This is a genomic window from Dactylosporangium sp. CA-233914, from assembly GCF_050942935.1.
In the GTDB taxonomy this organism is placed as follows: Bacteria; Actinomycetota; Actinomycetes; order Mycobacteriales; family Micromonosporaceae; genus Dactylosporangium.
The window spans coordinates 8442346-8468437 of record NZ_CP192030.1 but is presented as its reverse complement, the minus strand read 5'-3'; the positions used below and the strand labels follow the sequence as shown (position 1 = coordinate 8468437).

The following is a 26092-nucleotide window of genomic DNA, read 5'->3' as shown; positions in this document are numbered from 1 at the left end:
ACCCGATCAGGATGCGCGCGCGTTGACGCTCCACAGGCGGACCGCGCCGTCCGCGCCGGCGGAGGCGAGCACGGCTCCGTCGGGAGTGAAGGCCAGTGCGAGCACCGCGCCGTCGTGCCCGTCGAGTGTGTGCAGGTGCGCGCCGGTCGCCGGGTCCCACAGCCGGATCGTCGTGTCCAGGCCGGCCGAGGCGAGCAGGGTGCCGGCGGCGTTGAACGCGACGGCGGTGACGGGCTCGGTGTGGCCGGCGAGGAGCGTGTGCTGCCCGCCGGTCGCCGGGTCCCACAGCCGCACGGTCGCGTCGGCGCCGGCGCTGGCCAGCAGCGTGTCGCGGGGGCCGCCGAACGCGACGCCGAGCACCGCGCCCTGGTGGCCGTGCAGCGCCGCGCCGCCGTGGCGGGGCAGCGGGTCGCCGTGGTGCAGGGCGATTCGGGCGCCGTCGTCGCCGGTGGCGAGCACCGCGCCGTCGCGGCTGAAGGCCAGGGCGTGGATCGCGTCGCCGCCGGGTGGGCGGTGCGGGTACGGGCGGCCCTCGGCGAGGTCGAACAGCCTGATGGCCCCGTCGCGGCCCGCGGCGGCCAGGACCCGCCCGCCCGGGTGGAACACGACCGAGGACGCGCCGCCCGGGTCGGTGTCGAAGACGTCGCGGCGGCGCCCGTCGGCGGCCAGCCACACCCGCAGCGTCTTCGCCGGCCGGCGCGGGTTGCCGCCGGCGGAGGCCAGCAGCATGCCGTCGGGGCTGAACGCGACCGCGCGGACCGGGCCGTCGTGGTCGGCGAGGGTGTGGCGGACCTGGCCGCCGGCGAGATCCCAGACCCGGACCCGGCGATCGTCGCCACCCGCGGCCAGCAGCCGGCCGTCGGGGCTGATCGCCACGGTGTTGACCGGCGGGGCGCCGCGCACGATCCCGCCGAGGGAGAGGGTGCGCAGCAGGGCGGGCCGGATGCGCGGGCGCGCGGCCGACGCCGGGGCGAGCGCCGGCCCGGAGCGGGCCGTGGGCTGCACGCTGCCGCAGGCGACGGCGACGTCGGGGTGCTCGGCGGTCAGCGGCGCGATGCGCAGCGCCCGGTGCAGCACGTCGGCGACGAGCGGCGTGCGGCTCACCCCGCCGGCCAGGAACACCCCGGCGACGTCCTGCGGGGCGACGAGCGCCTCGCGCAGCACCGCGACGGTCTGCTCAATCGTGCGCTCGACCAGCGGGGCGGCGGCCCGCTCGAACTCGTCGCGGTGGATCGGCAGCGCGCCGAGCAGCGGGACGTACAGCTCGGCGACCGACGCCGCGGAGAGCTCCTCGCGGGCGACCCGGGCGCCGTGCCACAGCCGCAGCCGGGCCGCCGCCTCCTCCGGGTTACGCGGCCGGTCGAGGCGGTCCCAGGCCGGGTCGGCGCCGGTGCGGGCGCGGGCCAGCCGCACCACGGCGGCGTCCAGGTCGACCCCGCCCGCGTCGAGCAGTCCGCCCGCGGCGGCGATCGTGAGCCCGTCGGCGGCCTGGCGGACCACGGTGACGTCGAAGGTGGCGGCGCCGAGATCGTAGACGACGAGGCAGCCGCCGTCGGGGACGCGGTGGCCCAGGACGCTCGTGCAGTATCGCGCGGCGGCGATCGGCTCCGCGACCAGCTCGGGCGCGTCGAACCCGGCCAGGCGGGCCGCGTCCGCGAGCAGCCGGCGCCGGTCCGGGCGCCACGCGGCCGGGTGGGTGAGCACGAGCGGCCCGGACCACGACGGGGCCGCGGCGGACACGACCCGCTTGAGCAGCGAGGCGTACGCCTGCGGCTCGGCCGCCGAGTCGGCTTCCGAGCGCCACGGCCGGATCGTGCCGTCGGGCGCGGCCAGTGCCGCGACGGCGGTGGCCGCGCCGATGTCGATGCCGAGGCGGTGCCCCGCGAACGTCACGCACCCATTGTCGGAAACGCCGCTCGCCGCCGGGCATCGGCCGCTCGGACCGATCGTCATATCAACGGATGAACGCTGCCTTAAGCGCACGGGCGAACCGCTCGGTGTCCGCCTCCGTGGTGTCGTACGCGGCCATGTACCGCCGCATCGGCCCGCCGGCCCACCGCGAGCCGTAACGGCCCAGCTCCGCATCGTCGTGCGGCGGCAGCGTGGCGAAGACGGCGTTGGTCTGCGCCGCGAGGCCCACCGCCGCCCCCGGCACGGCCGCGACCGCCTCGGCGATGCGGGCCGCCGCGGCGTTGGCGCGCTGCGCGTTGGTACGCCACAGATCCCCGCTCAGCAGCGCCACGAACTGGGCCGCCGTGAACCGGGCCTTGGACAGCAGCTGCATGGCCTGCTTCTGCACCAGCCGCCGCGAGCCGGCGAGGCCGGGGTCGAGGAACACCACGGCGTCGGCGGCGAGCGCCCCGTTCTTGGTGCCGCCGAACGACACCACGTCCGCGCCGGTCGCCGCCTCGGCCAGGCCGGTGCCCAGCGCTGCGGCCGCGTTGGCCAGCCGGGCGCCGTCGACGTGCAGCCGCAGCCCGTGCGCGTGCGTGGCGGCGGCGACGGCGGAGAGCTCCGCGACCGAGTACACGGTGCCGAGCTCGGTGGGCTGGGCGAGCGACACCGCGCGCGGCAGCGGGGTGTGGGGCGGGTCGCCGGCCCGGGCGAACGCGGTCACCTGCTCCGGGGTGAGCTTGCCGTCCGGGGTCGCCACGGCGGTGAGGCGGGCGCCGGTGAAGCGCTCCGGCGCCGCGCACTCGTCGGTGACGATGTGCGCGGAGGCGGCGCAGAGCGCGGTCTCGTACGGCCGCAGCAGCGACGCGAGCGCGATGACGTTGGCGGCGGTCCCGGTGACGGCGAACACCGTCTCGGCGTGGGCCCCGAAGTGCGCGCGGAACAGCTCGCCCGCGCGGGCGGTCACCGGGTCCTCGCCGTAGGAGGGCGCGTGGCCGGTGTTGGCCGCCGCGATCGCCGCGAATATCTCGGGGTGTACGCCCGCCGTGTTGTCGCTGATCAGGAACATGCCCGCAGGTTAGTGATCGCGTCGTCCGGCCGCACCCCCGGCGATGCCGACCAGGACCGCTTCCAGCATCCGCTCGAACTCGGCCTCACTTCCGAACCCGGCTTGCAGGGCAGCCAGGGCGGTCAGGGTCGGATACCGGGCCGGATCGAACGCCGGTGGGGCCGTGCCCGTTGCGGGGTCGCCGCTCCCGTCGGGATCCGTGCTCAAGATGGCGAGCAGGTACCCGTTGAGGAATCCGAAGAGAACCATGGGGGCGTCAGAGATCGTCTGGTCCGCGATCTCGGCGCGACGCATCGCGGCGGCCAGCCGCTCCAGCGCCTCAAGGGCCACCGCCGAGGTCTGCGCTCGGGTCGTCAGCAACGGGAAGATTCGGGGATGGCGTATCGCCATGTCACGGTATCCGCGGGCCATCGCGCGCGCGACGTCCGTCCACTCGTCCGGCCACTGCGCGGCGGTGGCCGAGACCTCGGTCAGGACGGCTTCGGAGACGGCGTCCAGCAGCGCGGCCTTGCCCTTGATGTGGTTGTAGATCGACATCGGATCGACGCCGAGCTCGGATGCCAGTCGCCGTACCCCGAACGATTCCAGACCCTGACGGTCGACGAGCTCCACCGCCGCGGCGGCGATCCGCTCGCGGCTCAGCCCGGCCGGTTTGCCTTGTGTGCGCTTCGCCACTCGTCGCCCTTTCGCCTTTGCTCAACCTACACTGTAGGTTATTTGTAGGTACGTTCCTCCAGGAGGCCGGTCGCGACCATCGGAGCGAAGGAGACAGTTCGATGACCAAGACCCGTCACGGGCGATCAGCCATCGGCGCGATGTACGCGGGCCTCGGGCTCACCGTCGTCGCGATGATCGTCCCGTACGTCGACCGGGCGACCGGCAACGTGCTGGCCGGCCACATCCGGGCCGGCTATCCCGCCTACACGCCGCAGCGCGTCGACGCCGCGATGATGACGTACCTTGTCTATCTGTCGGTTCTCGGAGCACTCGGCATCGTGTGCTGGTTCTGGACCATCCGGGCGGTCAGGACGAGCAAGCGGTGGACCCGCGGTGTCGCGACCCTGTTGCTCGCGCTCGGCGTGAGCATCGCCCTGTTCAACCTGCTCGTGCGGGACACTTCTGGGGACACGGGCCTGCCGCCGTTGCTGGGTTGGGTCGGGATGCTGCCGTGCCTGGCCGGACTCCTGGCGGTCACGCTGCTGTGGAAGAGATCGCAGGCGTGACCGAATGCCTACCTGCGCGCACCTCGGTGCGCTCAAGCGCGAGCTGTACGAAGGCGGCGGCCGGCCGGGGCGTTCATGCCGCGATATGCGGTCGCCTGGCCGCACCGCGGTCTCCGTGCGGGCAGCGCCGGGGTCTGCGTGGTCGTGCGGTCGGAGGCTTCTGGTGCCGGGTTGTTCCCCGTTCATAGCTGTATTGTCCGATGTGGACCGTGCGGTCCGGGAAGGACGTGTCCGGGGTATACCGCGTCGTTCGCGGCGGTGATCCGGGTTCGTGCGGTTGGCCGCCCACGGCCCGAGGAACGTGGCTTGACGTTGACGTGAACACGGCGCCCTCGCGCGCTTCGGCGCCTGCGAGGTGTGCCCGCACGCCGCGCGCATCCGGGAACGGCTCGGGCGGAACGGGGTCGCGAAAACACACTGCGTGCCCTTAGCCTCGCACCCATGTGCGGGATCTGCGGGGTGGTTCAGGTCGACGGCGCGCCGCGCCAAGTGGTCCTGCCGGATTTGCTCGACCGTATGACGGACGCCATGGCGCACCGCGGGCCCGACGACCGCGGCACCTTCCAGGCCGACGGGGTGGCCTTCGGGGTGCGGCGCCTGAGCGTCGTCGACGTCGAGGGCGGGCGCCAGCCGTTCGCGAGCGAGGATGGCCGGGTCGTGGCGATGCAGAACGGGGAGCTGTACAACCACGAGGCCCTGCGCGCCGGGCTGCGCCGCGACGGCCATCGCCTCGTCAGTCGCTGCGACACCGAGATCCTGCCGCACCTGTACGAGCGCGACGGCCCCGGCTTCCCGGCGCGCCTGCGCGGCATGTGGGGCCTGGCCGTGTGGGACGGCGCTCGCCGGCGCGCGGTGGTGTCCCGCGACCGGCTGGGCATCAAGCCGGTGTACTACGCCCGCGCCGGGGACCTGCTGTTGTTCGGCTCGGAGCTCAAGTGCCTGCTGGCCAGCGGGCTCGTCAGCACCGAGCTGGACTACGAGGCGATCGACGTGTATCTCGCGCTGGGCTTCTTCGCCGGCCCCGGCACGCCGCTGCGGGCGGTGCGGAAGCTGCCGCCCGGCTGCACCCTGGTCGTGGAGGACGGGGACGTGCGCGTCGAGCCGTACTGGCACTACCCTGAGCCCACTCCCGACCACGCGATGACCCTCGACGACGCGGCCGCCGGGCTGCTGGAGCGCCTCGACGACGCCGTGCGGATGCGCCTGATGAGCGACGTGCCGCTGGGCGCGATGCTCAGCGGCGGCCTCGACTCCAGCCTCATCACTGCGCTCATGGCCCGGCACCACAGCGAGCCGGTCAAGACGTTCTCGATCGGCTTCCGCGAGGACGGCGCCGCGAACGAGCTGGCCGACGCGCGCTTCGTCGCGGGCGTGCTCGGCGCCGAGCACCACGACGTCGAACTGTCCTACGTGGACGATCAGGTCGACCTCGAGGACCTGGTGTGGCATCTTGACGAGCCGGTGGCCGACCTGTCGGCGCTGGGGTTCCTGGCCGTGTCCCAGCTCGCGGCGCGGCACGTGACCGTCGCGCTGTCCGGGCAGGGCGCCGACGAGCTGCTCGGCGGCTACACCAAGCACCGCGCGGCCCGGATCGCGGGCGCGTGGCGGCGCCTGCCCCGCGGCCTCGACGGCCTGCCCGCGCTCGTCGCGCGCCACGGCCCCCACCGCACCCGGCGCGCCGCGGCCACCCTCGCCGCCCGCACCCCGGCCGAGCGGCTGCTCGCCGCGAGTGGCCGCGTCGACGAGCGGCTGCGCGGCGAGCTGTTCCGGGGCCCGCTGGGTGGCCCGCCGAGTGGCGCCGCCGCCCGGGCCGTGGCCGCGCTCACCGCCGATCTGACCGCGGACCACGACGGCGATCCGCTGGCGACGGCGCTGTATCTCGACGGGCGGCTCGCGCTCGTCGACGACATGCTGCAGTACTTCGACCGCACCTCGATGGCGCACTCGCTGGAGGTGCGGGTGCCGTTCCTGGACCATCACGTCGTCGAGTTCTGCGCGACGATCCCGAGCCGGCTCAAGGTTAGCGCCCGCCTGGAGACCAAGCACGTGCTCAAGCACGCGGCGCGGGGGCTGGTGCCGGACCGGATCGTCGACAAGCGCAAGCTGGGGTTCCTGCGCTCCGCGTCGACGGGCTGGCTGCGCGCCCAGCTCGGCGCGGCCTCGTCGGACTTCCTGCTCGGCCCCGATCCCCGCTACGGGGAGTTCCTGGATCGGGCCGTGGTCGAGCGGATGGCCCGCGCGCACCGCGACGGCGCCCGCTCCGGCGACGTCCACCTCCTGCTGGCGATCCTGATGCTCGAGGTCTGGCTCTCCTCCTATGTCCCGCGGGCGGTGAGCGCAACGGGCCTCAGCGGTGCCGCTCCGCTCTCTTAAGCACCCTAACGTAGTGAAACAAATTCACGTTTCCGTCGTCTCGCTGCGTGGTCAGACGGTAACCAGGTTCACCGGCGTCGACCCGATGCGCCAGGATAGCGCGGTGGAGATCGTGCTCAGCGTGCCCGAGACCGTGCTCGCCACCTACGTCGTCGCGACCACCAGTCCGCCCGCCGACCCCGCCGCCGCGGCGCGCCGGGCCGCCGAGCGGATCACCGAGCCGCTGCGCGGGGCCGTGCTCAGCATGCTCGGCGGGCCGCTCATGACGGTCAGCGTTGTGCCGGTCGGGGAGGCGCCGCCGCTGCCGATCGAGCACCTGCGCGTCTTCGGCGCCCCGCCGCAGCGCCTGCGGGCCGTCGCCGCCGCCACCCACTTCGTCGTCTGCCGGGCCGTCTTCCAGGCCGGCTGGCCGCCCGCGCACGAGTGGCACGCCCGGGCGGTCGCCGCCGGCATCGCGCTGGATGCCGGTGGGGAGATCGTCGACCTGTTCACCCCGCAGCTGCTCGACCCGGACGCCGCGCTCGCCTCGCTGCCCGGACCGGACGGGCGCACGGCGCTGTCGCGCTGGGTCGTCGTGCCGCAGTCCGCCGGCGACCGCGGGCTGTGGATGACCACCCGGGGCCTGGGGCGCTTCGGCCTGCCGGAGCTGCAGGTGATCGACGCCCCGCCGGCCCTGGCCCGGCCCTGGACCAGCGCGCTGACCGGCATCGCCCGGGCCCTGACCGTGCGCTGGGCCCAGGCGATCGACCGGGTGCGGGGGGAGGCGTTCGTGCGCATCCCGAAAGACCTGACCATCAGCGCCGCCGATGCCGTCTGGGCCTACGGCGACGAGCCGGGCCCCGAGGCCCCGCGGCGCACCGCTGCCGTCCAGCTGCGCCTCGACCCGGCCGAGCACCCCGACCAGGACAGCTTCCTCACCGTCGTACCGCCGGACGAGTACCCGTCCTCGGCCGGGGAGTTCTTCGCCGGGGTCGTGGCCGACCTCTTCGGCGCCGAGCCCACCACGGTGCGCTACGCGCCGGCCGACGAGCGCATGGAGGCGGCCGTCGCCACCGCCCGCGAGGCGCTGCCGTCCGCCCGGAGCCGGTTCCTCGCGGGGGAGTTCGGCGGCGAGCGCCACCTGATCGTCAAGCACCGGCTCCAGCGCGGCGAGGACACCGAGCTGGTCTGGTCGACCGTCACCGCCTGGCCCGACCCGCGCCGGCTGCACGGGGTGAGCATGTCCGACGCGCGGATCGACCCCGGCGTGCGCACGGGCCGGCCCGTCGTGGTCCGCGGGCCCGCGATCGTGGACTGGGGCGTGTGGATCGACGGGGAGGGGATCGTGGAGGGCGGCTGGACGAACCGGCTGCTCACGCAGGACTGACTCGCTCCGGTCGGGCCGGACGGCACCGTGCGGGGCTCGACGCCGCGCTCGCTGGGCTGACCGTGGCACTCCTGGTGATGCGGCAGATCACCACGGTTTCCGCAACGGCCGTCGGCACCGGCCTGGACCTGGCCTGCGCCTGGGCGAGGACGAGATGCGGCTGCGGGCCGGGTCGTGCGGCACATCGAGACCGACAAGATCGGCGTGGAGTCGCACACCGTCGCGCGGCTCGGCAACTACATTCGGGCGCATCCTGCAACCGGCTGCAACAAGGTTTTCATTGACCGTGGTCGTTGTGAGCCTCTAGGGTGCCTAGGAAAGCGCATTCCCGAGGAGGGTACCGCTATGCGACGCAGATCCGTGCTGCTCGCGGGCGCGCTGGCCGGCATCGCGGGCACGGTCGCGGCCGCCCGGGAGGCGTCGGCCTGGCCCGGCCCGTACATCACCGTCGCCGCCGACGGATCCGGCGACGTGAGCACCATCCAGGCGGCCGTCGACGCGGTGCCGCCGGGCAACGCCGAGCCGTTCACGGTGAAGATCAGGCCCGGGACGTACGAGGGCCAGGTCGTCATCCCCGCCGACAAGCCGCACATCGTCCTGCGGGGTCAGGGCCCCGACCCGACCGCGGTCGTCATCAGCGACAACCGGGCCAACGGCACCCCCAAGCCCGACGGCACCACCTGGGGCACGTCCGGCAGCGCCTCGGTCACCATCTCCGGCAGCGACTTCAGCGCCCGCAACCTGACGTTCGCCAACACCTTCGACGAGGCCGCTCACCCCGAGATCACCAACCGCCAGGCCGTCGCGGTGCTCACTCGCGCCGACCGCATCGTCTTCGACAACGTGCGCTTCCTGGCAAACCAGGACACGCTGTACCTCAACAGCCCCGACGCCGCCGTCGTCAGCCGCGTGTACCTGCGCAAGTGCCACATCGAGGGCGACGTCGACTTCATCTTCGGCCGGGCCACCGCCGTGCTGGACCGCTGCGCGATCCACTCGCTCGAGCGCGGGTCGGCCACCAACAACGGCTACGTGACCGCCGCCAGCACGAGCCTGCCGAATCCGTACGGCTTCCTGCTCAGCGAGTGCCGGCTGACCTCGGACGCCCCGCCCGGCACCGTCGCCCTGGGCCGCCCCTGGCACCCCAGCAACGACCCGGACGCGGTCGCCGAGGTGACGATCCGCGACTCGGTCCTCGGCGCGCACATCGCCACGACCCCCTGGACGGACTTCGGCACCTGGCCGTGGCGGGACGCGCGCTACGCGGAGTACCACAACCGCGGCCCCGGCGCCGCCGTCACCCCTGATCGCCCGCAGCTGACCCGGGAGCAGGCCGTGACCCGTACGATCGCCGCCTACCTGTCCGGTTCCGACGGCTGGGACCCGGTCCGCTGATCCTCAGGTGGCCCGCGACGAGGGGCCGCGACGGTGGGTAGTCTCCGCCGCGTGAACGAACGCGCCCGTGACGGATACCTGCTGAGCACCGACCCCGCCCGCGTCGACAGGTCCACCGTGCACCGGTGGCTCGCCGAGGACTCCTACTGGGCCGCCGGGCGCGAGTTCGAGGTGGTCTCCCGCTCGATCGACGGCTCCGTGCCATATTCGATCCTGCACGACGGCGCCCAGGTCGCCTTCGCCCGCGCGGTGACCGACCGCGCCACCTTCGCCTGGATCTGCGACGTGTACGTCGACCCGGCGCACCGCGGCCGGGGCCTCGGCGTCTGGCTGGTCGACGCGATGGTCGAGGACCTCACGGCGGCGGGCGTGCTGCGGCTACTGCTGGCCACGCGCGACGCCCACGAGGTGTACCGCCGCAGCGGTTTCGAGCCGGTCGCCGGCCCGCAGCGATTCATGGAGATCGACCGCCGCCCGACCCGGGCCGCGATCCTCGCCCACCTGGCCGACGGCCCGGCCCGCTGAGTGTCGACCCCATCCTTTGCCGGACTGAGCGCCGGTAAACTTCACGGTCGCCGGAAGATCTGCGCCGCCACGCACCGCTGACGTACGGAGGCTGCGGTTTGTTCGTCGACGAGGGACCGTTCCCGTTCCTGGCGGAGCTGCGCGGGGCGTGGCGGGACATCCGGGCCGAGTGCCTGGCGCTGCCTCCGGACGCCTACGAGCCGTGGGTACAGCGCGAGATGTACGGCGAGGGCTGGAACATCTACGGTCTGATCGCGTTCGGCACGCCCATCGACGAGGCCCTCGCGGAGTGCCCTCGCACGGCCGCCGCCCTGGCCCGCATCCCGGGCCTGACGACCGCCGGCTTCTCCCGTATGGTCCCCGGCACCCACATCCGTCCGCACGAGGGCTGGGTGACGACGGTCTATCGGGCCCATCTGGGTCTGGTCGTACCCCAGGGAGATTGCGCCCTGCGCGTCGGCTCGCAGACCCACGCCTGGGAAGAGGGCGCCACCTTCGTCTTCGATGACACCGTCGACCACGAGGCCTGGAACTACGCAGACGGCCCGCGAATCGTGCTGCTGTTCGACTTCCTGCGCCCCGGCCACACGATGGACGAGGTCGGCGACGACGAGATGCCGCCCGAGGTTGCCGCCGCTCTGCATCGCCGGACCCGGACAAGGTGATCACCGCCCCGAGCCGTGGTGGTCGAACACGTACGGTTCGCGCGCGCGGGAAGGGGCGCCGGCCGGTCGGCGCGCGTCGCGGTGACCGGCCGGCCACCTCAGGCTTTGCGGGGGTGGGTGCTGAAGAACTGCCAGATCGAGTCGGTGGCGTCCAGCGCCTTTGACGGCGGGGGCAGGTTGAGCAGGCGCTCCACCGTCGGCATCGACACGCCTCCCGGCCACTGGTGGCCGGCGTCGGCGATGGCGATGAGCTCGACGTCGCGTCCGTCGGGGCAGTGGGCCACGGACGTGGTGACCGAGCCTGCGGCACGCGTCTGCGCAGCGGAGCACCGGTCGGTCTTGCGCCAGCTGGTGATCTGGTCAGGCACGGATCCGACGTCGATTTTGACCGGGATCAGCCCCTTGCCGTCGTTGTTCATCTTTCCCGGGCGGCCGTCGTACGGAACGATGTCGTCGCCGGTGCCGTGGACGTGGATCACGGAGATCGGTGCCGGCGACTTGCATTGCCCGAGCAGCTTCCCCGCCACCACCCCGATCGCGGCGAACGTGTCGGTGTCGCAGGCCAGGCGGTAGGACAGCATCCCGCCGTTGGATATCCCGGTGGCGTAGACCCGGGCCGGATCGATCGGCAGCCCGTCCGAGACGGCGGCCACCATGGCGCGGATGAACGCCACGTCGTCGACGCCGTCGTGGGCCCCGGGGCCGCAGCAGTCGGGGCTCACGACCCAGGATCGCAGCAGACCGTCCGGATACGCGACCACGAACCCCCGGCGGTCGGCCTCGGCGTCCCAGCCGTACGCCATCTCCGCCTGGCGGCCGTCGCCCAGGGCGCCGTGTAGCATCACCACCAGCGGCACCGGCTTGGACATCGACAGGTTCGCCGGCCGGTACACATGGTACGTACGCTTGCGGCCGCCGACGGTGATGCTGTGATCGGACGACCCCGTGACAACGGCCGGGCTCACGGGCTTCGGTGCGCCCGCCGCTGATTTGGCCGAAGCGGTCGGCGTGGCCGTCCCCCGCTCGGGCGAGCGGGCCGCGTCGCAGCCGATCAGCACGATGAGCACGGCCACGGCCGCGACCGTCCACACGGTACGCCGCACGGACGCCGCGTTTCCGGTTCGTCGGTTCATGATGCCTCCGCCTCTCAACTCCTCGCTGGTGACCGCCGGCCGGTCGGCGCACGGCACCGACCGGCCGGAGGAGGTGCTTGGGTTACTTCGTGGCGGAGGTTGGCAGCCGCAGCAGCTCCCAGCCGCCCTCCGGGACGTCGTCACCCGTGTTCGTGCGCAGGTTCATCGGGTTGGCCATGCCGAGGTAGATGCCCGATCCGTCGGCCACCATCGTGCGGATGCCGTAGTTGAGATAGTTGCCGAGTCCGGTGGTGTCCACCGCCTTCGCCGGTTCCTGCGGGCTGTCGAACGCCCACAGGTCGGCGCCGTAGGACTTGGCGTCCTGGGTGCCCAGGGCGGCCGCGATCCCGGGCAGGGCCCCCGCCGGCGAGTACTTGCTGATGTAGCCCCAGTCCATGGTGCCGACGTACAGCTTGCCCCCGGTCACCACCATCGACCAGGTGTAGTTGTTGTACGGGTTGCCGAAGCCCGACGCACCGTACTTGGGCTTGTACCCGGTCGAGGCGAGCGACCAGGCGCCCGTGCCGTTGTTGCCCTTCGGGTCGTACTTGGGCAGCTGCGACTCGCCGTAGAGCAGGTCGACCGCGGGGCGGCTCGTGTCGACGCCACCGGCGCGGAAGATGCTCACCGTGCGCTGGGTGTTCTTCACCGCGAGGCCGGCCTGCTGGCCGTCGGTGATCTTGTAGTTGCTGATCAACGCCTGCGTGGACTTCAGCGGCACGTGCATCGTGCCCCAGTACAGGTACCCGCCGTAGGAGGCGAGCGCGCCGAGGCCGTACGTCCGGGCCACGACCGGGTCCGGCTCGTAGCTGTTGACGCTCCACACCTGCTTCCAGCTCCTGGCGTCGTCCGTGGTCAGGCCGGGTCGCCCGTCCGCGAGGCGCGGGCTGATCCACACGGCGGCCGAGTTGGCCCTGGTGTACCCGCCGAGGCTGGGCCAGGTGGTGGCGGCGATGCGGCCCTGGTGCACGACGATGTCCGCGACCTGCGCCGGCAGGTTGGCCACCACCGTGTACTTGAACGGGTTGGACCGGTCGCCGGAGAAGCGCAGCACCGCGCCGCCGCCCGCGCCGTCGGGCCCGATGCCGACGCCGGCGTAGAGCGCGCCGTCGGCCACCACGAAGTGCCGGATGTTGCCGTACGTGTTGAGGCTGGTCGAACCGAGGTAGCGGCCCGAGTTGCTGTCGAAGGCGAAGAGGTTGATGCCGAACAGGCTCGGGCCGCCCATCAGCACGATGCCGTTGTTCGAGCCGGCGGCGCGGATGCCGACGGTCGTGTTGATCCGCTGGCTGTCGTCGCTGGACTTGCGGGTGATGTCGCCGGTCTTGTCGGTCAGCTTCTTCGACGACGTCTCGTACAGGTACACCTTCGGGGGCCGCCAGTCACCCAGCGCCCCCGCCAGGCCCCGCGTCTGCTTGCCCAGCTGGCTGGAGCCGTACTCGCACACGTAGTCGTCGTTCTTGACCGGCGTTTTCTGCGAGAGGCTCGTACCCAGCGTGAGGCACTGGACGTTGGCACCCGTGCCGAACCAGACCCGGTCACCCGACTTGGTGAGGCCCCACACGTACGACTGGTTCACCTTCGGCTGCCCGCTCTCGCACGGCGGCCCCGCTGGGTACGGCTCGCCGACCCCGGCGAAGCACTCGTCCGGTGTGGCCTTCGCCAGCACTTCCGGTCCCGAGGTCACCTTGGTCGTGTCGGCTTGGACGGCGCCGCTGGCGGCCGGGGTGGCGGCGAACACCGGAATGGCCGCCAGAACGGCGGCAGGGAGCAGAGATCGGGCGAAGAACCGGATCCTGTGCATGCTTGTCCTCTCTTCAGGTACTGGCTCGTCGGCGGCAGTCGCCGCGGACGTCGGGAAAGGCGGGATGAACAGACGAGGGGCCCGGGCCCACTGAAGGGCGGGATGTGCGCAGGCTCGTACCGTGACGGGTACGGCGAAGACAGCTGTGCCCGCACGCTGGGTGGAGCGGGCGGCCGAGCCTGCCGAATACGCCTTCACAGGTGAGCGGGTCCGGGCTGGAAGGGCCAGCGAACCGGACGGCCTGCGGCATGCGTGCATCAGCCCGAGGCGTCTACATCCAGGTTTGTATCAGACGGCCGGCGCGGGAACGGGACGATCGGCGAAGAGAGTTCTGAATTTCCGGGGACGGACGCCTCTGCCGTGTTGTACGAATGATGGGTCGCGGCCATCGCGTGCTGGAAGGCGCCGCGGACGGGCCGGCTGTGGACGCCGGCGGCGCGCACGCCGGACGTGAGCATGTCTGTCCGGCCCGACGGCCGGAATTTCGCTTTGCCGGAGCACCCAACTGACTCGGCGCACAGGGCTGCGTCGTCGGACCGGTGTGCGCGCCTGCGCCATCCAACCAAGCTTCCGGCACACCTGACCGAAACCAACGGGAGCCTGATGAGTACTGCAATCGGCGGCAACGAACTGGTTGTCGCCATCAATCCGTGTGGCGCGGTGGAGCCTGGTCCGCGGATCGTGGCGGCCGCCGGTGCCGGTGGCGGGCTCGGGGTCTTCGACCTGGCCGGCGGCGATCGCCAGGCGTTGCGAGCGCTGGAGAAGGCGGCGTCGTGGTCGCAGGTGCCGATCGGGGTGCGGGTGCCGGCGGGCTGCTCCGCCACGCCGGCCGACGTTGAGCGGGCCGCGAACGGCCGGGTGAGCCTGGTGGTTCTGCCGGCCGGCGGCGGGTGGCCGGTGAGTGAGACGGCGCGGCGGCATCGGGTGCTTGTGGAGGTGACCAGCCGTACCGAGGCGCATGCGGCGGCTGCGGCCGGCGCCCACGGGTTGATCGCGCGCGGCTGCGAGTCGGGCGGCCGATGCGGCGAGCTGAGCACGTTCGTGTTGCTGCAGCAGTTGCTGGCCGACGAGGCACTGGCCCTGCCGGTGTGGGCGGCCGGGGGCATCGGGCCGCGCACGGCGGCCGCGTGCGTGGTCGGCGGGGCGGCCGGCGTGGTGCTGGACAGTCAGCTGGCGCTGATGCCGGAGTCGGACCTGCCCGACGACGTGCGGGCCGTGATCGGGCGGATGGACGGCTCGGAGACGGTACTGGGCGAGGGCGGGCGCGGCCTGCGCCGCGACGGCCGGCCGGACGGCACCGGCGAGCTGCTGGCGGTGGGTCAGGACGGCTGGATGGCGGCGGTGTTCCGCAAACGGTGGGGGAGCACGGCCCGGGCGGTGCGCGGCATCCGCGCGGCGATCGAGGCCGCGGCCAGGGACGCCGCCGCGGGCGGGACGCTGGCGCCCGGCGCGGCGCTGGCCCGGGCGCTGGGCGTGCGGATCCCGGTGGCGCAGGGGCCGATGACGCGGGTCAGCGATGTGGCCGGCTTCGCCGATGCGGTGGCCGGCGACGGCGCGCTGCCGTTCATCGCGCTCGCGCTGGCCACCGGCGAACAGTCCCGGCGGATGCTGCGGGAGACCGCGCAGCAGCTGGGCGAGCGCCCGTGGGGCGTGGGCGTGCTCGGCTTCGCCCCGGAGGACGTGCGGGCGGCGCAGCTCGCGGCGGTGATGGAGGTCCGGCCCCAGGTCGTGATCATCGCCGGCGGCCGGCCGGCGCAGGCGAAGGCCCTCGAAGCCGACGGCATCAGCGCGTTCCTGCACGTGCCGTCGCCGGGGCTGCTGCGGCAGTTCCTGCGGGCCGGCGCGCGGCGGTTCGTCTTCGAGGGCGCCGAGTGCGGCGGGCACGTCGGGCCGCGCACGAGCTTCGGACTGTGGGAGGCGCAGGCGCTGGAGCTGGAGGAGTTCCTCGATGACGCGCCGGCCGGGACCGCCGAGCAGGTGCAGGTGTTCTTCGCCGGTGGTGTCCACGACGCGCGTTCGGCGGCGATGGTGGCGGCCATGGCCGGGCCGCTGACGCGCCGGGGCGTGCAGGTCGGCGTGTTGATGGGCACCGCGTACCTGTTCACACGCGAGGCGGTCGAGCGGGGGGCGATCCAGCCGCTGTTCCAGCGCGAGGCGCTGGAGGCGACGGTCACCGCCCTGCTGGAGACGGCACCGGGGCACGTGACGAGGTGCCTGCACACGCCGTACGTCGACGACTTCCACCGGATGCGCCAGGAGCTGGTCGCGGCCGGGGCGCAGAGCCGGCAGGTGTGGGAGCAGCTGGAGATGCTCAACGTCGGCCGGCTCCGGATCGCCAGCAAGGGCAAGCGCCGCCAGGCCGACGAGCTGGTCTCCGTGGACGAGGCGGGGCAGCGCGGCGAGGGACTGTTCATGGCGGGCCAGGTCGCCGTGCTGCGCGACACGCAGACGACCGTGGCCGCCCTGCACGCCGACGTGACCACGGGCGCGCGCAGCTTCCACGCCGGCCGGATCGCCGCCCTGACGCAGACGTTCGGGCCGGACGCCGCGGCGGCCGAACGGGAGCCGGCGCGGCCCCTGGACGTCGCCGTCGTCGGCATGTCGTGCGTCTTCCCGGGCTCGCCGGACCTGGCCACCTTCTGGCAGACGATCCTCGGCGGCCGTGACGCGATCACCGAGGTGCCCGCCCAGCGCTGGCCGGCGGACACCTACTATGCGCCCGAGGCGGAGCCGGGGCAGGCGGGCCGGATCAGCGTGTCGAAGTGGGGCGGCTTCATCGAGCCGGTGCCGTTCGACGCGATCGGGTACGGCATTCCCCCGGCGGCGCTGGCCAGCATCGACCCGGCCCAGCTGCTGGCCCTGGAAGCGGCCCGGCAGGCGCTGGCCGACGCCGGCTACGACCCCGGCTCGCCCGCGGCCGACCACTCGCGCACCGGGGTCGTCTTCGGCGCCGAGGCGGGCAGCGACCTGGCCAACGGAAAGATTCTGCGTACGTCGCTGCCCGCCTATTTCGGTGAGGTGCCGGCCGAGCTGGCGCAGCAGCTGCCCACGGTCACCGAGGACTCGTTCCCCGGCGTGCTGACGAACGTGATCGCCGGGCGGGTGGCGAACCGGCTGGATCTGGGCGGGCCCAACTTCGCCGTGGACGCCGCCTGCGCCTCCTCGCTGGCCGCGATGGACGCCGCCTGCAAGGAGCTGACCACAGGCGGCAGTGACCTGATGATCTGCGGCGCGGTGGACCTGCACAACGGCATCCACGACTACCTCATGTTCAGCTCGGCGCACGCGCTGTCGCCGACCGGGCGGTGCCGCACCTTCGACTCCACCGGCGACGGGATCGCGCTGGGGGAGGGGGTCGCGTGCGTCGTGCTCAAGCGGCTCGCCGACGCGCAACGCGACGGCGACCGCGTCTACGCGGTAGTCAAGGGGCTGGGCGCGGCCAGCGACGGGCGGGCGCTCGGGCTGACCGCGCCGCGAGCCGATGGCCAGCGCCGGGCGCTGGACCGGGCGTACGCGCAGAGCGGCGTCTCACCGCGACAGGTCGGCCTGCTCGAGGGGCACGGCACCGGCACCGTGGTCGGCGACCGCACCGAGCTGCAGACGTTGACCCGGTTGTTCGTCGAGTCCGGCGCGCGGCCGGGCAGCTGCGCGCTCGGCTCCGTGAAGTCGCAGATCGGGCACACCAAGTGCGCGGCCGGTCTCGCCGGGGTGATCAAGGCCGCGCTGGCGCTGTACACCGGCGTCCGTCCGCCGACGATCAACCTGACCCGCCCGAATCCGGTCTGGGACGCGCGGACCAGCCCCTTCGCCTTCTACACCGAGGCTCGCCCGTGGGCGGAACCGGCGCAGCGGCGCATCGCCGGGGTGAGCGCGTTCGGCTTCGGCGGCACCAACTTCCACGTGGTGCTCGCCGCGCACCCGCACACGCCCGAACCGCGCCACGCTCGCGACGAATGGCCGGCGGAGCTGTTCTGCTTCCGCGGCCGGGACCGGGCGGCCGCGCACCAGGCGGCCGACCGGCTCGCCGGGCTGCTGCGCGGCGCCGGCCGGTTCGGCCGGCCCTGGCGGCTGCGGGACCTGGCCGCCACCGCCGCCGCGCAGTCCGACCCGCGCTCCGGCCCCGTCCAGGTCGCGATCGTCGCCCGCGACGTCGCCGAGCTCGACCGGCTGCTGCGCCGCGTGCTCGCCGGCGAGCACGACCCCGGACAAGGGCTCGTCCAGCCCCCGCCCGGCGCGGACACCGGCAAGCTGGCGCTGCTGTTCCCGGGCCAGGGCAGCCAGCGCCCGGGGGCCCTGGCCGAGCTGTTCGTCAGCTTCCCGGAGCTGCGGGAGTACCTCGAGCTCGGGGCGCAGTGGGCGGAGCTGCTGTTCCCGCCCACCGCCTTCGACCCGGCCGACGAACGCGACCAGCAGCGGCGGCTCCTCGACACCCGGGTGGCCCAGCCCGTGCTCGGCATCGGCGGGCTCGCCGTCGGTCACCTGCTGCGCCGGCTCAACGTCCGTCCCGACCTCGCCGCCGGGCACAGCTACGGCGAGCTCGTCGCGCTGTGCGTGGCCGGCGCCTACGAACCCTCGACGCTGCTGCGGCTCAGCCGGCAGCGGGCCGAGGCGATCCTCGACTCCGCCGGCGACGATCCGGGCACCATGGCCGCGGTCAGCGCCACCGCCGAGCGGATCGTCGCGGTCCTGGCCGACGCCGGCCTCGCCGACCAGGTCGTCCTGGCCAACCGCAACGCCCCGGCCCAGCAGGTGATCTCCGGTCCCACCCCCGCGGTGGAGTCGGCCGTCGCCGCGTTGAAGGCCGCCGGCCTGACGACGCACCGGCTCAACGTCGCCTGCGCCTTCCACAGCCCGCTCGTCGCCGGAGCCGTGGAGCGCTTCGCGGAAGTGCTCGCCGCCGAACCGGTCGCGGCCCCGGGCATCGCGGTCTGGTCCAACCGCACCGCCGCCGCCTACCGCGCGGACGCCGACGAGGTGCGGCGCGAGCTCGCCGCCCAGATCGGCGCGCCGGTCCGCTTCGCCGAGCAGATCGAGGCCATGTACGCGGCCGGCGCCCGGACCTTCGTCGAGACCGGCCCCGGGTCGGTGCTCACCCGTCTCGTCCAGACCGTCCTCGGCGATCGGCCGCACCTGGCGATCGCCTGCGACCGCGGCACCGGCGAAGGCCTTCGCGACCTGCTCACCGCAGTGGCGCAGCTGGCCTGCGCCGGCGTGCCGGTGCAGACCAACTGGCTGTTCCACGGCCGCGACACCGCCGAGGCCACCCCGGCCGAGCCGGACGACCGTCCTTTTTGGACAGTGGACGGCCAGCTCGTCCGCGACCGCGACGGCAACAGCATCCCCGGTGGCATGACGCCCCCACGACGCATCAAGGAGTTGTCCATGACCGCAACTATCGAACCCCCCACCGGCGGACGCGGCAACCGGTCCGGGCGCCAGCCCCAGGACGAGATGCTCGCCGAGTTCCTGCGCACGCACCGCGAGCTGATCGCCTCCCAGCGCGACGTCGTGCTCGCCTACCTCGGCAGCGACATCGGAGGTGGAAACGTGCCGGTCTCACCGGCGCCGGCAGCGGCACCGGCGAGTCAGCCCGTGCCGGTGTCCCCGGCCCCGATGCCGGCTGCGGCGCCGGTCCCAGTGCCGGCCGTGATGCCGGCTGTGGCGCCGGTCCCAGTGCCGGCCGCGATGCCGGCTGTGGCGCCGGTCCCAGTGCCGGCCGCGATGCCGGCCGTGATGCCGGTTGCGGCGCCGGCGTTCACGCCGTCCCTCGACGCGAGCCCGGTCGCGACCGCGGTCGCGCAGTCGCCGGGGCTCGACTTCCAGGGTGTGGTGCTGACGGTGCTCAGCGAGCGCACGGGCTACCCGGTCGACCTGATCGACCTGGACCTCGACGTGGAGGCCGACCTCAGCATCGACTCCATCAAGCGGGCCGAGGTGGCCGGGGAGGTGGTGGCCCGGCTCGGGTTGTCCGCCGAGGGCGACGAGTCGGAGCTGGAGGACCTCGTCCGGGCCCGGTCCGTGCGGGCTATGGTCGGCTGGCTGACCGCCCGGCTGGACGTCGCGCCGGCCGCGGCGGGCGTGCCGCTTCCCCGCATCGGCACCCCGGCATCGGCGGCGCCGGCCGCCGCCGTGCCGGACGCGTCGGGGTTCCAGGGTTCGGTGCTGGCGGTACTCAGCGAGCGCACGGGCTACCCGGTCGACCTGATCGACCTGGACCTGGACCTTGAGGCCGACCTCAGCATCGACTCCATCAAGCGGGCCGAGGTCGCCGGAGAGGTGGTGGCCCGGCTCGGGCTGTCCTCCGACGGCGACGAGTCGGAGCTGGAGGACCTCGTCCGGGCCCGCTCCGTGCGCGCCATGGTCGGCTGGCTCACGACCCGGGTGAACGCCGCCGTGGCGGAAATGGCGCCGGCGACAGCCCATGCCCCGGCGACAGCCCACGCCCCGGCGTCGGCCCACGCCCCGGCAACGTCTCACGCCCCGGCGATACCCGTGCAGAGCCGGACCGCGCCGGTCGCGAGCGGCGGCGAGGCACCGTCCGGCGGTGACCCGCGGCCGGGTGTCGCGCCGACGCGCATGATCCCCACCCTCGTTCCCGTCGCGGACCCGCCGAGCCAACCGGCGACGGCGCTCGCGGGTGCCACGCTGCTGGTCCTCGGGTCCGGCCCGGCGGCCGAAGGGGTGGCCGGGCTGCTGAGCCGGCACGGGGCGAGCGTACGCACCGGCACGCTCGCCGAGCCCGGCCCGGTCGAGGGGGCGGACGGGCTGATCCTGCTCGACGGGCTGAGCGCGGGCCGGGCTGCGCTGCTGCCCGGCGCGTTCGAGCTGATCAAGCGGGTCCTGGCGGGCGGGCCGCGCTGGGTGCTGGCGGCCGCCGACGCGAACGCCGGTGCCGGCGCGGACGGGCTGCGCGGCCTGCTGCGCACCGTCGCCCTGGAGTATCCATCGACCACCGCGCGGGTGGCCGTCGTGGACGTCACACAGCCCGCGGACCGCCTCGCCGCGCAGATCGTCGAGGAGCTGCTCACCGGCGGCGACGCGGCCGTGGTGGACCGCAGCGGTGGCCCGCGCCGCGTGTACGAGCCGGCGCCGGCGAGCCTCGGGCCGCTCGCGGCCGGTGGCGCCGGCCCCGCCGGGGACGGTGTGGCGGAGGCCCGGGCGGCCGGTCTGGACCGTGACTCGGTGGTGGTGCTGGTGGGCGGCGCGCGGGGCATCACGCCCTGGTTCGCCCGGGCCCTCGCCGCGGCCACCGGGTGCCGCATCGAGCTGGTCGGCCGCACCCCGCGGCCGGAGGGCCCGCAGGATCCGGTGCTGGCGGCCGCCACGGACGAGGTCTCGCTGCGCTCGGCGCTCGCCCGCCAGGGCATCGCCTCGCCGGCGGAGATCGCCCGCCGGGCCCAGACGATCATGGCCGGCCGGGAGGTCGACGCCACGCTGCGGGAGCTGACCGAGCTGGGGGCCCAGGTGCGCTACCACAGCCTCGACGTACGCGACGCGCAGGCGACCGACCGGCTCATCGCGGCGATCCACGGCGAGTACGGCCGCATCGACGGGCTGGTGTACGCCGCCGGGGTGATCGAGGACAAGCTGATCGCCGACAAGGACCCGCAGTCCTTCGCCCGGGTCTTCGACACCAAGGTGGCGGGCGCCCGGGCGGTCCTGGACGCGCTGGACGGCCGGCACTGCGCGCCGCGGTTCGTGGTGTTCTTCGGCAGCGTCGCGGCGACGCACGGCAACCGCGGCCAGGCCGACTACGCGGCGGCCAACGACGCCCTGGAGTCGATCGGCGCCCGCTGGGCAGCCCGCACCGGCAACCGCTGCCTGACCGTCCACTGGGGACCGTGGGCGCCGGCCGAGGGCCACGGCGGCATGGTCACCGCGGAGCTGGGCCGGGAGTACGCCCGGCGCGGCATCGCGCTCATCGACCCCGAGGAGGGGGCGCTGAGCCTGCTGGGCGAGCTGGCCTGGGGCGATCCGGCGCTCACCTCCGTCGTCTACACCGCGTCGGGACGGTGACGGCGTTGCACGGCGACCAGACGGCCATCGTGGGCATGGCGGCGCTGCTGCCCGGCGCGGGCGACCTGGACGACTACTGGCGCAACCTGGTCGAGGGGGCCGACGCGATCAGGGAGATGCCGTCGAACCGGGTGGACCCGCAGTTCTACGACCCGGCGCAGCCGCACCGCCCGGACCGGCTCTACTGCCGGCGGGGCGGGTTCGTGGACGACCTGGCCACGTTCGAGCCGGTGAAGTTCGGCATCATGCCGGCGTCGATCGCCGACATCGAACCCGACCAGCTCATCGCGCTGCGGGTGGCCGCGGCCGCCATCGACGACGCGGGTGGCATGGACCGGCTGCCGGCCGGCGACCGGGTCGGCGTGATCCTCGGCCGGGGCGGGTTCCTCAGCCCGGGCCAGGTCCGGTACTACCAGCGGATCCGGATGTCCAACCAGGTGATCCAGGTGCTCCGCGACCTGCTCCCGGACCTGCCGGAGAGCCGGCTGGAGGTGGTCCGGCAGCGGTTCGTCGAGCAGCTCGGCGAGCATCATCCGGAGGGCGCGATCGGGGTGGTGCCGAACCTGGCCGCCTCCCGGGTCGCCAACCGGCTCGACCTGCGCGGCCCCGCGTACACGGTGGACGCCGCCTGCGCCTCGTCGCTGGTCGCGGTGGACCAGGCGATCGCCGAGCTGCACCGGGGCCGCCTCGACGCGGTGCTCGCCGGGGGCGTCCACCACGTGCACGACGTCGGCTTCTGGGCGGTCTTCAGCCAGCTCGGGGCGCTGTCCCGGCGGGGGGAGATCCGGCCGTTCGACAGCGCGGCGGACGGGCTGCTGATCGGCGAGGGCACCGGGATCGTCGTGCTCAAGCGGATGGCCGACGCGGTGCGCGACGGCGACCGGATCTACGCGGTGATCCGCGGCAGCGGGGTGTCCAGCGACGGGCGCTCCACGAGCATGGTCAACCCGGCCACCGCCGGGCAGACGCTGGCGATCCGCCGGGCCTGGGCGGCCGCCGGCCTCGACCCGGCCGCCCCGGACGCGCTGGGCATGCTGGAGGCGCACGGCACCGCCACGCCGACCGGCGACGCCGCCGAGCTGGACACGCTCGCCGAGGTGTTCGGCCCGCACGCCGGGGGCCCGAAGCCGGTGCTCGGCTCGGTCAAGTCGATGATCGGCCACGCCATGCCCGCGGCCGGCGTCGCCGGGCTGATCAAGGCGGCCCTGGCCGTGTACCGCGGCGTGCTGCTGCCCACCCTGCACTGCGACGACCCGCGCCCGGAGCTGGCGCGGACCCGGTTCGCCCCGATCGGCTCCGCCCGGCCGTGGGAGAGCGACGGGCCGCGCCGCGCCGGCGTCAACGCGTTCGGCTTCGGGGGCATCAACGCCCACGTGATCCTGGAGGAGACGCCGGACGCGGTGGCGGCCCGCCGTGGCGGCACCGGCCCGAGCGGGCCGGTGCCCGGGCTCGCGGCGGCCGGCGTCGAGCAGCCCGACGAGGTGCTGTGGCTGGCCGCGCCCGACCCGGCCGCGCTGGCGCGCCTGCTCGACGCGGACGACAGCACGGTCCGCACCCTCGGCACCGCCAGGGCGCGGCAGGCCGGCGGCGCCGCGGCGGGGAGGAGCGCTGCCGGATCGGCATCGTCGGCCCCGACGCCAAGCGCCTCGCCACCGCGCGCCTCGCCGTCGCCCGCGGGCAGTCCTGGCGCGGCGCCCGTGACATCTGGTTCAGCCCGGCCCCGCTGCTGGCCGGCGCGGCGCCCGGCCGGCTCGCGTTCGTGTTCCCCGGCATCGAGGCCGGGTTCAGCCCGCGCACCGCGGACGTCGCGGCGCACTTCGGCCTGCCCGACCGGCAGTGGTCGGCCGCCGACCTGGGCCGGCACGGCGGCGGCCTGGTCGAGGTGGGCAAGCTGCTCGACGACGCCCTGCGCCGCGTCGGGATCACCCCGGACGCGCTCGCCGGGTACAGCCTCGGCGAGTGGACCGCCGGGGTCACCGGCGGGCTGTTCGGCGAGCTGTCCAGCGACGAGGTCGTCGCCGAGCTCAACTCGGCCTCGGTCGAGGTGCCCGGCCACGCGTTCGCCGTCGTCGGCTGCTCCGCCCAGCGGATCACCCCGCGGCTCGCGGGCTACCCGGGGGTGGTCCTGTCCCACGACAACGCGCCCGAGCAGTGCATCGTCAACGGACCCGAGGGCGACATCGACCGGCTCGTCGAAGCATTCCGCGGCGACGGCCTCGTGTGCCAGAAGCTTCCGTTCCGCTCGGCCTTCCACACCCCCCTGTTCGCATCCGGGCTGGAATCGATCGGCGCCGCCCTGCGCCGGTGGGAGGTGCACCAGCCGCGGGTGCCGGTCTGGTCGAGCACCATCACGGCGCCCTTCCCCGCCGATGCGGACAGCGTCCGGGAGATCTCGGTCCGGCACATGCTCGAACCGGTCCGGTTCCGCGAGACCGTCCAGGCCATGTACGACGCCGGGTTCCGGGTGTTCCTGCAGGTCGGCATCGGGCAGCTCGCCTCGGTCATCGACGACAACCTGCAGGGCCGCGACCACCTCGCCATGCCGGTCAACGTCGCCCACCGCGGCGGCCTGAACCAGCTGCGCCGCGTCGCCACGGCCCTGTGGGTCGAGGGCGCCGCGCCTGACCTGCGCGTCCTCGACTCGAAGGACACGGGCCACGCGCGAGCCGCGGCGCCCGCCACCGACCGGCCCGCCCGCCGCGGGCCGCTCACGAGGCTCGAGCTCGGCGTTCCGCTGATCAGCCTCGGCGACGGGGCCGGCGAGCTGCTCGGCATCCTCGCGCCCGCCGCCGGGCCGGCGATTGCCCGGGACGGCGCGATGGCGACCGCCGTGGCGACGCCGGCCGTCGTGCCGGCGCAGGCCGTCGTGGCGACGCAGGCCGCGGTGCCGGCGCCGAGAGAGCCGGCCCTGGCGGCGCTGCACAAGCTCGCCGGGCAGTCCAGCGCCGCGGCGGAGCTCGCCTCGCTGCTCAGCGGCGCGACCGGCGGCGTGGGTACTGGCGGCGCGGTCACCGGCGCCGTCGGTACCAGCGGCGGGAACGGCCACACCTCGCCGGTGCCGCCCACGGACGTCCACCGAACGGTCCTGCGGGTCGCCCTCGACACGATGCCGTACCTGCGCGACCACTGCTTCTTCGACCAGCCCGACGACTGGCCCCAGCCCGACGACCGATGGCCCGTGGTCCCGGCCACCACCGTCATGCAGCACATGATGGACGCGGCCCAGCAGGCGGCCCCCGGCGCGCGAGTGGTCGCCGTCCGCGACGCCCGGTTCAACCGCTGGTGCGTAGCGTCGCCGCCGCAGGACGTCGAGATCACCGTCAAGCCCACCGGACCCGGCCGGCTGTCGGTGACCTTCGGTGGCTACGCCCGCTCCACGGTCGAGGTGGCCGCCGACTACCCGGCCGAGCGTCCGGAGGTGTGGCGGCACGACCCGGCCACGGAACGGCCCCCGCGGATCAGCGCCGAGCAGATGTACACCGAACGGATCGTCTTCCACGGTCCCCTGTTCCGGGGCGTGACCCAGGTCCACGCCGTCGGTGACGCGCACGTCCGGGGCGTCCTGACCGCTACGCACCCGCCCGGCGCGCTGCTGGACAACGCCTCGCAGCTCATGGGCAACTGGCTCTTCACGGCGCAGGAGTTCGGGGCGCTGCCGGTGGGGATCGGGCACGCGCGGTTCTTCGGACCGGAACCGGCCCCGGGCACGGCGGTCGACTGCGTCGTGCGGATTCGCTCGCTGGAGGCCGCGCGACTCGTCTTCGAGTCCCAGCTCTCCATCGACGGCAGGGTCTGGGCGCAGCTCGAGGGATGCGTCCACCGGCGGTTCTTCAGCCACCCCGCGATGCGGCCGGCCGAGCGCATGCCGCAGCGCCATCCGATGTCGCTGCGGCAGCCGGAGGGGTGGACCGTGGCGTTCGACCGCTGGCCCGATCTGGTCTCGCGCGGCCTGGCCGCGCGCGGCATCCTCGGCGCCCGCGGCGGGGCCGAGTACGAACAGCGGCCGGCCGGCTCGCGCAAGCAGTGGCTGCTGGGGCGGATCGCGGCCAACGACGCCGTGCGCTTCCAGCTGTGGGACGACGGCCACACCGACGTCTACCCGATCGAACTGACGATCAGCAACGACCCGAACGGGCGGCCCCGGGTCCACGCGCGCCCGGGCCGCGGCTACCGGGAGTGCGACGTCTCGATCGCCCACCTCGCCGAGGTCGCCGTCGCGATCGCCAGGCCCCGCACATCCGGCGCGCCGGCGGACGCGCCCGGCGTGGGCATCGACGTCGCCGAGATCACCGACCATCCGGACAGCACGATCGCGTTCGCGCTGTCCGACCCCGAACGGCGGCTGTTCGAGGAGCAGGTGACCGCCGGCGAGGACCGGCGCCTGTGGTTCGCCCGATTCTGGGCGGCGAAGGAGGCCGCCGCCAAGGCGGAGGGCACCGGCCTGGAAGGCGACCCCCGGCGGTTCCGGGTGGTGGCCGCCGCCCCGGCCGCGCTGAGCGTGGCGGTCGCCGACCGTGTCTACCTGGTCGCCCATCGAGAACTGTCCAACCCCGAGGACCTGCCCCCACGACGCTACGTCGTCGGCTGGACCTGGGGACCCGAGCCCGTCCATCCAACCGGCCGCCCGTAG

The 26092-nt window shown here is 74.2% G+C and carries 13 protein-coding genes and 1 pseudogene; 9 read left to right on the top strand and 5 right to left on the bottom strand.

The features are described from left to right. Nucleotides 1-6: 6 nt before the first annotated feature. The 3 genes from ACQPY0_RS37835 to ACQPY0_RS37825 all read right to left on the bottom strand — a co-directional run bounded on the left by ACQPY0_RS37835 (nt 7) and on the right by ACQPY0_RS37825 (nt 3637). Nucleotides 7-1893, bottom strand: a complete 1887-nt coding sequence (locus tag ACQPY0_RS37835; protein WP_432972015.1) for an Hsp70 family protein — start codon at nt 1891-1893, stop codon at nt 7-9. A gap of 61 nt (nt 1894-1954) precedes the next feature. Further along, on the bottom strand, nt 1955-2962 hold the full coding sequence (locus tag ACQPY0_RS37830; RefSeq protein WP_432972012.1) for a threonine aldolase family protein: 1008 nt from the start codon (nt 2960-2962) through the stop codon (nt 1955-1957). 9 nt (nt 2963-2971) lie between these two features. Continuing rightward, nucleotides 2972-3637: a TetR/AcrR family transcriptional regulator gene (locus tag ACQPY0_RS37825; RefSeq protein WP_432972009.1), complete on the bottom strand. Its 666-nt coding sequence runs from the start codon at nt 3635-3637 to the stop codon at nt 2972-2974. A gap of 101 nt (nt 3638-3738) precedes the next feature. On the opposite strand from ACQPY0_RS37825, the gene ACQPY0_RS37820 reads away from it, so the two are divergent. The 6 genes from ACQPY0_RS37820 (at nt 3739) to ACQPY0_RS37795 (ending at nt 10509) form a co-directional block, all read left to right on the top strand. Further along, nucleotides 3739-4185 carry a hypothetical protein gene (locus tag ACQPY0_RS37820; protein WP_432972006.1) on the top strand — a complete coding sequence of 149 codons (447 nt, stop codon included), beginning with the start codon at nt 3739-3741 and terminating at the stop codon, nt 4183-4185. 441 nt (nt 4186-4626) lie between these two features. Continuing rightward, nucleotides 4627-6558, top strand: a complete 1932-nt coding sequence (asnB, locus tag ACQPY0_RS37815) for an asparagine synthase (glutamine-hydrolyzing) (protein WP_432972003.1) — start codon at nt 4627-4629, stop codon at nt 6556-6558. Between the two features lie 13 nt (nt 6559-6571). Then, complete coding sequence (locus ACQPY0_RS37810; RefSeq protein ID WP_432972000.1) at nt 6572-7924, top strand: DUF2314 domain-containing protein; 1353 nt, start codon at nt 6572-6574, stop codon at nt 7922-7924. Nucleotides 7925-8269: 345 nt separating this feature from the next. Then, nucleotides 8270-9319 carry a pectinesterase family protein gene (locus ACQPY0_RS37805; RefSeq protein ID WP_432971997.1) on the top strand — a complete coding sequence of 350 codons (1050 nt, stop codon included), beginning with the start codon at nt 8270-8272 and terminating at the stop codon, nt 9317-9319. Nucleotides 9320-9370: 51 nt separating this feature from the next. Beyond that, nucleotides 9371-9844 carry a GNAT family N-acetyltransferase gene (locus ACQPY0_RS37800; protein WP_432971994.1) on the top strand — a complete coding sequence of 158 codons (474 nt, stop codon included), beginning with the start codon at nt 9371-9373 and terminating at the stop codon, nt 9842-9844. 98 nt (nt 9845-9942) lie between these two features. Next, entirely contained in the window at nt 9943-10509 is a 567-nt protein-coding gene (locus ACQPY0_RS37795) for an aspartyl/asparaginyl beta-hydroxylase domain-containing protein (RefSeq protein WP_432971991.1), read from the top strand. A gap of 98 nt (nt 10510-10607) precedes the next feature. Here ACQPY0_RS37795 and ACQPY0_RS37790 read toward each other — a convergent pair whose 3' ends face one another. Both ACQPY0_RS37790 and ACQPY0_RS37785 read right to left on the bottom strand, forming a co-directional pair. After that, on the bottom strand, nt 10608-11642 hold the full coding sequence (locus ACQPY0_RS37790; protein WP_432971988.1) for an extracellular catalytic domain type 1 short-chain-length polyhydroxyalkanoate depolymerase: 1035 nt from the start codon (nt 11640-11642) through the stop codon (nt 10608-10610). 82 nt (nt 11643-11724) lie between these two features. Continuing rightward, nucleotides 11725-13446 carry a hypothetical protein gene (locus tag ACQPY0_RS37785; RefSeq protein ID WP_432971985.1) on the bottom strand — a complete coding sequence of 574 codons (1722 nt, stop codon included), beginning with the start codon at nt 13444-13446 and terminating at the stop codon, nt 11725-11727. A 603-nt stretch (nt 13447-14049) separates the two neighbouring features. Between ACQPY0_RS37785 and ACQPY0_RS37780 the strand changes: the two genes are divergently transcribed. From ACQPY0_RS37780 to ACQPY0_RS37770, 3 genes and pseudogenes are all read left to right on the top strand, one after another. Continuing rightward, on the top strand, nt 14050-21462 hold the full coding sequence (locus tag ACQPY0_RS37780; protein WP_432971982.1) for an SDR family NAD(P)-dependent oxidoreductase: 7413 nt from the start codon (nt 14050-14052) through the stop codon (nt 21460-21462). 35 nt (nt 21463-21497) lie between these two features. Continuing rightward, nucleotides 21498-22811 (top strand): annotated as a pseudogene (locus ACQPY0_RS37775) (polyketide synthase); the annotation flags it as partial. A gap of 137 nt (nt 22812-22948) precedes the next feature. Next, nucleotides 22949-26092, top strand: coding sequence for an acyltransferase domain-containing protein (locus ACQPY0_RS37770; RefSeq protein WP_432971979.1), 3144 nt, complete (start codon nt 22949-22951; stop codon nt 26090-26092).

Excerpts from the sequence above, each read along its gene's own strand:
- ACQPY0_RS37830 (WP_432972012.1), bottom strand. The coding sequence starts at position 2,962 with ATGTTCCTGATCAGCGACAACACGGCGGGCGTACACCCCGAGATATTC.
- ACQPY0_RS37820 (WP_432972006.1), top strand. The coding sequence starts at position 3,739 with ATGACCAAGACCCGTCACGGGCGATCAGCCATCGGCGCGATGTACGCG.
- asnB (WP_432972003.1), top strand. The coding sequence starts at position 4,627 with ATGTGCGGGATCTGCGGGGTGGTTCAGGTCGACGGCGCGCCGCGCCAA.
- ACQPY0_RS37805 (WP_432971997.1), top strand. The coding sequence starts at position 8,270 with ATGCGACGCAGATCCGTGCTGCTCGCGGGCGCGCTGGCCGGCATCGCG.
- ACQPY0_RS37790 (WP_432971988.1), bottom strand. The coding sequence starts at position 11,642 with ATGAACCGACGAACCGGAAACGCGGCGTCCGTGCGGCGTACCGTGTGG.
- ACQPY0_RS37785 (WP_432971985.1), bottom strand. The coding sequence starts at position 13,446 with ATGCACAGGATCCGGTTCTTCGCCCGATCTCTGCTCCCTGCCGCCGTT.
- ACQPY0_RS37780 (WP_432971982.1), top strand. The coding sequence starts at position 14,050 with ATGAGTACTGCAATCGGCGGCAACGAACTGGTTGTCGCCATCAATCCG.